10 protein-coding genes are annotated in these 6,873 nt (G+C 70.4%); 4 read left to right on the plus strand and 6 right to left on the minus strand.

The window, feature by feature from the left end; genetic code table 11:
• Positions 1-119: 119 nt before the first annotated feature.
• The 3 genes from A2790_RS13875 to A2790_RS13885 all read right to left on the minus strand — a co-directional run bounded on the left by A2790_RS13875 (position 120) and on the right by A2790_RS13885 (position 3,441).
• Positions 120-1,016 (minus strand): PEPxxWA-CTERM sorting domain-containing protein, encoded by an 897-nt coding sequence (locus A2790_RS13875; protein ID WP_293392716.1) that lies wholly within the window; start codon positions 1,014-1,016, stop codon positions 120-122.
• A gap of 119 nt (positions 1,017-1,135) precedes the next feature.
• Positions 1,136-2,689, minus strand: a complete 1,554-nt coding sequence (locus A2790_RS13880) for a glycine betaine ABC transporter substrate-binding protein (RefSeq protein WP_293392719.1) — start codon at positions 2,687-2,689, stop codon at positions 1,136-1,138.
• Positions 2,686-3,441, minus strand: a complete 756-nt coding sequence (locus A2790_RS13885; protein WP_293392722.1) for an ABC transporter ATP-binding protein — start codon at positions 3,439-3,441, stop codon at positions 2,686-2,688. Before A2790_RS13885 ends, A2790_RS13880 begins: the two co-directional genes overlap by 4 nt.
• Positions 3,442-3,539: 98 nt before the next feature.
• On the opposite strand from A2790_RS13885, the gene A2790_RS13890 reads away from it, so the two are divergent.
• Entirely contained in the window at positions 3,540-4,043 is a 504-nt protein-coding gene (locus tag A2790_RS13890) for a superoxide dismutase family protein (RefSeq protein ID WP_293392724.1), read from the plus strand.
• A 145-nt stretch (positions 4,044-4,188) separates the two neighbouring features.
• Here the strand turns inward: A2790_RS13890 and fliE are convergent, their stop codons facing one another.
• Genes fliE through flgB form a run of 3 tightly spaced genes read right to left on the minus strand, consistent with a single transcriptional unit; the run spans position 4,189 to position 5,384 of the window.
• Positions 4,189-4,509 (minus strand): flagellar hook-basal body complex protein FliE, encoded by a 321-nt coding sequence (gene fliE, locus A2790_RS13895; protein ID WP_293392727.1) that lies wholly within the window; start codon positions 4,507-4,509, stop codon positions 4,189-4,191.
• 10 nt (positions 4,510-4,519) lie between these two features.
• The gene (flgC, locus tag A2790_RS13900) at positions 4,520-4,939 is read right to left on the minus strand and encodes a flagellar basal body rod protein FlgC (RefSeq protein WP_293392730.1); all 420 of its coding nucleotides are present in this window, start codon (positions 4,937-4,939) and stop codon (positions 4,520-4,522) included.
• A 10-nt stretch (positions 4,940-4,949) separates the two neighbouring features.
• The gene (flgB, locus tag A2790_RS13905; RefSeq protein ID WP_293392733.1) at positions 4,950-5,384 is read right to left on the minus strand and encodes a flagellar basal body rod protein FlgB; all 435 of its coding nucleotides are present in this window, start codon (positions 5,382-5,384) and stop codon (positions 4,950-4,952) included.
• Between the two features lie 89 nt (positions 5,385-5,473).
• On the opposite strand from flgB, the gene A2790_RS13910 reads away from it, so the two are divergent.
• From A2790_RS13910 to A2790_RS13920, 3 genes are all read left to right on the plus strand, one after another.
• Positions 5,474-5,746 (plus strand): flagellar biosynthetic protein FliO, encoded by a 273-nt coding sequence (locus A2790_RS13910; RefSeq protein ID WP_293392736.1) that lies wholly within the window; start codon positions 5,474-5,476, stop codon positions 5,744-5,746.
• A complete protein-coding gene (gene fliP / locus A2790_RS13915) occupies positions 5,743-6,543 on the plus strand; it encodes a flagellar type III secretion system pore protein FliP (protein WP_293392739.1) in 801 nt (266 codons plus the stop codon). Before A2790_RS13910 ends, fliP begins: the two co-directional genes overlap by 4 nt.
• A gap of 163 nt (positions 6,544-6,706) precedes the next feature.
• On the plus strand, positions 6,707-6,873 hold a 167-nt coding region (locus tag A2790_RS13920), incomplete at its 3' end, for a GIY-YIG nuclease family protein (RefSeq protein ID WP_293392744.1).

Genomic DNA, 6,873 nt, shown 5'->3' on the forward strand with positions numbered 1-6,873 from the left:
ACCACCCGCCGACGCACCCAATCTGGCGCGGCATGGTTAACAAAGGGCTAGAGCCCATTAACGAATGAACCCCCGGCGGTGGCCGCCGGGGGTCCAGATGTCGCAGCCTGGCGGCAGGATCAGGCCAGGGCGGCCTGCCGGCGGCGCAGCATGGAGCCTAGGCCGAAGAAGCCCAGCAGCATCATCGCCCAGGTGGCCGGCTCGGGAACGGCGGCGCTCATCGCCGCGCCCATGGTGGCGCTGACCGATCCGTCCTGGCTCACCGCGGCCAGGACGTTGCCGGCGCCCGCGCCCAGCGTCTGGGCGATCAGGTCGTCCCGGCTCTGGCCCACGGCGCCCAGGCCGTAGAAGTAGGTGAAGCTGCGGCTCTGGCCGGCGCCCAGCACGCCCAGGTCCAGGCGGATGGCCGCGCCGTTGTCGCCGGTCTCGTTGCACCCGCTGTCGCAGGGCCCCAGGAACGCGCCGCTCAGCGGCGACGGGTCCTCGAAGCCGAAGAAGCCGCTTTCGAAGCCGCCCGGGCCATAGACGCCGGACACGGTGTCGGTCTCGGGCTCCAGGGCGCTGGCGTCGAAGTCGGCGACCCGCTGGAACAGCGCCGACAGGTCGCCGCCGGTGGTGTTGGTGATCTCGGTGACGATGCCGAGGACGTTCGGGGCGACGAATTCGAACGACTGGGTCACCAGGAAGCCGCCGTCGGTCAGGACGCTGACCAGCGCGCTGTCGGCGGTGAAGTCGAAGCTGCCCGCGGTGACGCCGCTGGAGCCATAGTAGTTCTCGTCGGCATAGTCGGCGTTGAGGCCCCAGCCCTCGCGCGCGATGCCCGGGCTGATCACGTCCACCCCGTCGGCCTCGCGGCGGAAGCCCACGCCCGCGGCAGAGTCGTACAACTGGCCGTATTCGTTGATCCCGACGCTGAACTGGCCGTTGCTGATCACCACGGCGCCCGCCGGGCCGGCGACAGCCGCCGACACCAGCGCCGCCAGCGCGGCTCCGGCCGGCAAACTCTTGAACTTCATAGACGATCCCCCAACCACGGGCCGCGGCCCGCATAAACACTTCGTTTACCCTACACCGGGGGCGTGACGCTTCGGCAACAGGGTTCTCGCCTCAGGCGTAGATGTCGCCGGGCGGCGCCTCAATTCCCGGCGATGACGCGTTCCAGGGCCCGCGCGGCCTCGGCGGGGGTGACCTTGCCGGCGTCCCGGTCGACGCTGTAGTTGGCCGCCCGCATCGCCTCCACGGGCACGGCCCCCACCAGCGGCCGCAGCGCCTCCACCAGCCGCGGGTCGGCCGCCGCCTTCGGCGAGACCAGGATCACGGCGTCGTAGGGCGGGATCGCCCCCTTCGGGTCGGACAGCACCACCAGGCGGTCGGCCGCAATCCGTCCGTCGGACGAGAAGGCGCTGATCACGTCGGCCTCGCCGCCCGCCAGCGCCCGGTACATGAACGTCGGCTGGAACGACCGCTCGGACCGGAACGCAAAGCCGTAGGCGCCGTCCACCGCCCGCCATTCCGGCCGCGAGAGGAACTCCAGGTCCGACCCCAGCTTCATCCGCGGGGCCTCCTGGGCGAGGTCGGCCAGGCTCGCGATCCCCAGCGCCTGCGCCCGGTCGGGCCGCATCACGAAGGCGTAGGCGTTCTCGAAGCCCAGCGACCCGAGCACCAGCACCCCGTCCCGGCGCTTCAGCTCCGCGGTGAGCTGGTCCAGCACCGCCTTGCGTCCCGGGTTGTCGGCCCGCCCCAGCACGTTGGTCCAGAGCGTCCCCGAATAGTCGACGTAGACGTCGATCTCGCCCGCCGCCAGCGCCCGGTACGCCACGGCCGAGCCCAGGTCCTCCTTGCGCGAGACCGCCGCGCCCGCCCGCTCCAGCCGGCCGGCGATGAGCTCGGCCAGGATGTACTGCTCGGAGAAGTTCTTGGCCCCCACCGTGTAGGCGGCCGTCTGCCCGAACGTGGCGAGCGGCGCCAGGGCGGCCCCGGCCCCGATCACCAGCCCTGCCAGCCCCGCGGCCACGAAGGCGGGCCGCCGGGTGCGCGCGCCCGTCTCCACCAGCCCCAGCAGCTGGTCCGCCGCCATCGCCAGCGCCGCCGAGGCCGCGCAGCCGAACAGCACGAAGACCCAGTTCTCGGTCTGCAGGCCGGCGAAGATGTAGTTGCCCAGGCTGGTCTGGCCCACGGGGGTCGACAGCGTGGCCGCCCCGATCGTCCACACGGCGGCCGTGCGCACCCCCGCCATGATCACCGGCGCCGCCAGCGGCAGCTCGACCTGCAGCAGCTTCTGCCGCGGGGTCATGCCGACCCCGTCCGCGGCCTCGGCGATGGCGGGATCGACGCCGGTGATCCCGGCCACCCCGTTCCGCAGGATCGGCAGCACCGAATAGAGGGTCAGGGCCAGCAGGGACGGCAGGAACCCGAGCGCCGAGAACCCCTGGCTCAGCACCGCCTGCGACAGCGCCGAGAGCGCCAGCAGCAGCGGATAGAACAGCGCCAGCAGCGCCAGGCTCGGGATCGTCTGGATCAGGCTGGCGAGGGCCAGCACCGGCCAGCGCAGGCGCGGGCTGCGCGCGGCGGCCACCGCCAACGGCAGGCTGATGGTCAGGCCCAGCACCAGGGCGCTGAGGCTCAGCAGCACGTGCCAGCCGAGATACTCGGGCAGGAGGTCGAAGGCGGCGGCGAGCGGACCGCTCACGCGCCAAGCCTTTCCGCCAGCCGCTGCGCCTGTCGCTTCGGCGCCTCCAGCAGCGCCAGGACGTCCGGATCCGAGCTCTGCGCCAGCAGCGCCCCGGGCGCCCCGTCGGCGAGGATCCGGCCTGTCTTCAGCACCACGACGCGGTCTGTGAGCAGCACCGCCTCTGTCATGTCGTGGGTGACCATGATCGTCGTCAGACCCAGGCGCTCGTGCAGGGCGCGGTAGTCGGCGCCAAGCGCGTCGCGGGTCACCGGATCCAGGGCGCCGAACGGCTCGTCCATCAGCATCAGCCGCGGCTCAGCGGCGAGCGCGCGGGCCACGCCCACCCGCTGCCGCTGGCCGCCGGACAGAGCCGCGGGCGGCCGCGCCGCCACCCCGGGCGGCAGATCGACCAGGGCCAGCAGTTCGGCCGCGCGGGCGGCGATGCGCGCCTTGTCCCAGCCCAGCAGGCGCGGCGTGATCCCGATGTTCTCGGCGACGCTCAGGTGCGGGAACAGGCCCACCTCTTGGAAGACGTAGCCGATCCGCCGGCGCAGCAGGTGCGGCGACGCCGTCGCCACATCCTCCCCAGCCACCACGATGCGGCCCGCGTCGGGCCGCACCAGCCCGTTGATCGTCTTCAAGAGGGTGGTCTTGCCTGAGCCCGATCCGCCGACCAGGGCCACGAACTCGCCCTCGCCGACCGAGAGGCCCACATCGTCGAGGGCCGCGTGGCCGCCATAGCGCTTGGACACGCCTGCCAGTTCGATCATCGGTGCGGCCATCGCGGAGGCGTAGCACCTCGCGAGGGGTTGGGGGAGCCGTCGGGCGGGACTAGACGTTAGCCTCCCGTTCAAACCGGAGTCGCCTCATGTCCCCTCGCCTGCTCGCCCTGACCGCCGCTGCCGCCCTCTGCGCCTCGTCCGCCACCGCCCAGGCGCCCCAGACCGTGGCCGAGCTGAAGAACGGCACAGGCCAGGCGATCGGCAAGGTGACCCTCGTCGAGGCCCCCAAGGGCGTGCTGCTGAAGGTGGAGGCCAAGGGCCTGACGCCGGGCTGGCATGGCCTGCACCTGCACGAAAAGGCAGACTGCTCGAAGGCCGACTTCACCTCCGCCGGCGGCCACACCCACGGCGGCGGCGACCGCGTCCACGGCCTCCTGAACCCGAAGGCCAACGAGACGGGCGACCTGCCGAACCTCTACGTCGCCGCCGACGGGACCGGCGTCACCGAGATCTACTCGTCGCTGACGACGCTGGCGGCGCTCAAGGATGCGGACGGCTCGTCCGTGGTTATCCACGCCGGCGCCGACGACCACCAGACCCAGCCCATCGGCGGCGCGGGCGCCCGGGTCGGCTGCGCCGAGATAAAGTAGGCCCATCCCTCCCTTGATGGGGAGGGACAGACCGCGAAGCGGTCAGGGTGAGGCTGTCGGGATCAGGTTCAGCGCCCGATCGCGAGCTCCCCACCCGACTGTCGCTTCGCTCCAGCCACCCTCCCCATCAAGGGAGGGAAAGCCGTCAGATCGGCATCCGCAGGATTTCCTGGTAGGCCGAGATCACCTGGTCGCGGACGGCCATCACCGTCTCCAGGCTGGCCTCGGCCGCCGAGATCGCGGTCACCACGTCGATGAGCTCGGTCTTGCCGGCCACCTGCGCGGCCATCTGATGCTCGGCGTGCTTCGAGGCGTGGACCGCGTCGGTCATGGCCGACTTCAGGACGTCGGCGAACCCGCCGCCTTGCGGCAGGGCCTGGGCTCCGGTCGCGCCCACGCTGTCGCCCACGCCCATGCCCTTCTGGGTCGCGGCATAGGCCTTGGCGGCGGCAAGCGGCGTCATCATCGGTCAGGCCCTACTTCTTCAGGAGATCGAGGGTGCGCATCTCCATGGAGCGCGCCGTCTCGATGACGTTTAGGTTGGCCTCGTAGGCCCGCTGCGCCTCGCGCATGTCCATGGCCTCGACCAGGCTGTTCACGTTGGGCAGCTTCACATAGCCCTTGGCGTCGGCGGACGGGTGCCCGGGGTCGTACTCCTGGCGGAAGTCCGACTGGTCGGGCTCGACCTTGGCCATCTTGACGCCCTTGGCGCCGGCCACCTTGGCAGGCTCGAACACCGGCGCCTGGCGGCGGTACGGGTCGCCGCCTGCCGTCCGCGACGTCGAGTTCGCATTGGCCAGGTTCTCGGCGATGATCCGCATCCGCGCCTGCTGGGCGCGCAACGCCGAGGCCGCGACGGCCTGGGCGATGCCGGAAACGGGTTTGATTTCGGGCATCTAGTCTCTCCTAGCCGCCGGGCCGGCGCGCGGCCATGCGCAGGAGGTTCATGGACTTCTGGTAGAAGCTGATGGCGGCGTCGTAGTTCATCCGCGCCTCGCTCATCTTGAGCATCTCGTCCTCCAGGACCACGGCGTTGCCGTTCAGGGTGGTCTCGGAGTCGGGGCTCTTGATGGTCTTGTACTGGGCGCCCACCCCGCGCCGCTCGTTCTTCGGCGCCATGTGCCCGGCCTGGGTTGCGGCCATCAGCGGCAGGCCGCTGACCCCTTGCGCCTTCTTCTGCGCCTCCATCCGGGCGTCGAAGCTGAAGGGCTTCAGGTCGTTGGGGACGTATTTCGCTGTGTCGCCATTGGCCACGTTCTCCGCGATCACCTTCTGGCGCTCGGTGAGGTAGCCCATGCGGCCCCGAAGCATCGAGAAGAGCGGGATTTCGGCCAGGTTCATAGGACCTGATCCTTAATCAACAGGGTTAATCCTGGTTTAAGAGACTCAACGGCGAATGGGGGCCGTATCCGCCGCCAGAAGCGTCGCCCATGGACCTTTCCAATTTCCTCAGAGCCGTCTTCGCCCTGGCCCTCACCCTGGGCCTGGTCGGCCTCGCGGCCATCGCGCTGCGCAAGTACGGCCCGGACGCCATGGCGCGGCTCGCCAGCCAGCGCAAGGACCGCCGCCTGAAGGTGGTGGAAAGCCTGGTGCTGGACCCGGCCCGGCGGATCCTGATCGTCGAGTGCGACGGGCGCGAGCGCCTGATCCTGCTGGGCGAAGGCCGCCTGCTCAGCGACCTGCCCGCCAAGGACGCGCCGTGATGCGCGAGCTCTGGAAGGCGATCCGCACGCTGCCGGCCGAGGATTGGCGCCGCGCCGGCCTGATCGCGGCCATCACCGCCGCGGCGGCCATGATCCTGCCCGCCGCCGCCGTGGCCCAGACGCTGAACGTCAACCTGGGCACCGGCGCCGGCCTGACCGAACGGGTGGTCCAGCTCGTGGGCCTGCTGACGGTGCTGTCGCTGGCGCCGTCGATCATGATCATGACCACCTCGTTCGTGCGGATCGTGGTGGTGCTCTCCTTGCTGCGCACCGCGCTGGGCCTGCAGCAGAGCCCGCCCAATGCGGTGATCATCTCGCTCAGCCTGTTCCTCACCGCCATCGTCATGGGGCCCACCTTCGAGCGGTCCTACAACGAAGGCGTCCGCCCCCTGCTGGAGCAGCAGATGGAGCTCCCGGCGGCCTTCGACGCCACGGGCGGGCCGCTGAAGCAGTTCATGCTCAGCCAGGTGGACCAGGACGACCTCGGCCTGTTCATGCGCCTCTCCAAGGTGCCGCGGCCGGCCAACCTCCAGGACATCCCAATCCGGGTGGTCACCCCAGCCTTCATGATCTCCGAGCTGAAGCGCGCCTTCGAGATCGGCTTCCTGCTGTTCATCCCCTTCCTGGTCATCGACCTCGTGGTGGCCAGCGTGCTGATGAGCATGGGCATGATGATGCTGCCCCCCGTGGTGGTCAGCATGCCCTTCAAGCTGATCTTCTTCGTCCTGGTGGACGGCTGGCGCCTGGTCTGCGGCAGCCTCGTCGAAAGCTTCCAGCGCGGCGCCGGCGGGGGTTAGGGCCTCCTCCGCGAGGCGCAGGCTACAGTCGTTCGCGCCTCCCGCGCCCGTCATCCCGGGCGGAGCGCTCGCGAGAGCGCGGAGACCCGGGACCCAGCAGACAGGACCTCGAAGCTGCGCCACGACGGATGACGCAATCCCCGTCACGGCCTAGCTTTCGCCGATGGTCGGGCAGGATGCCTTCATCGCTGTCTACATCCTGGCGAGCCGCCGGAACGGAACGCTCTACACCGGTGTGACCAGCGCGCTTGCGGCGCGTATCCGTCAGCACAAGCTCGGGACCTTCGAAGGCTTCACCAAGACCTACGGCTGCAAGACTCTCGTCTGGTA

Origin of the sequence: Phenylobacterium sp. RIFCSPHIGHO2_01_FULL_69_31, from assembly GCF_001824475.1 — a bacterium.
Lineage (GTDB): Bacteria > Pseudomonadota > Alphaproteobacteria > Caulobacterales > Caulobacteraceae > Phenylobacterium.

Excerpts from the sequence above, each read along its gene's own strand:
- A2790_RS13875 (WP_293392716.1), bottom strand. The coding sequence starts at position 1,016 with ATGAAGTTCAAGAGTTTGCCGGCCGGAGCCGCGCTGGCGGCGCTGGTG.
- A2790_RS13885 (WP_293392722.1), bottom strand. The coding sequence starts at position 3,441 with ATGATCGAACTGGCAGGCGTGTCCAAGCGCTATGGCGGCCACGCGGCC.
- fliE (WP_293392727.1), bottom strand. The coding sequence starts at position 4,509 with ATGATGACGCCGCTTGCCGCCGCCAAGGCCTATGCCGCGACCCAGAAG.
- A2790_RS13890 (WP_293392724.1), top strand. The coding sequence starts at position 3,540 with ATGTCCCCTCGCCTGCTCGCCCTGACCGCCGCTGCCGCCCTCTGCGCC.
- A2790_RS13910 (WP_293392736.1), top strand. The coding sequence starts at position 5,474 with ATGGACCTTTCCAATTTCCTCAGAGCCGTCTTCGCCCTGGCCCTCACC.
- flgB (WP_293392733.1), bottom strand. The coding sequence starts at position 5,384 with ATGAACCTGGCCGAAATCCCGCTCTTCTCGATGCTTCGGGGCCGCATG.
- flgC (WP_293392730.1), bottom strand. The coding sequence starts at position 4,939 with ATGCCCGAAATCAAACCCGTTTCCGGCATCGCCCAGGCCGTCGCGGCC.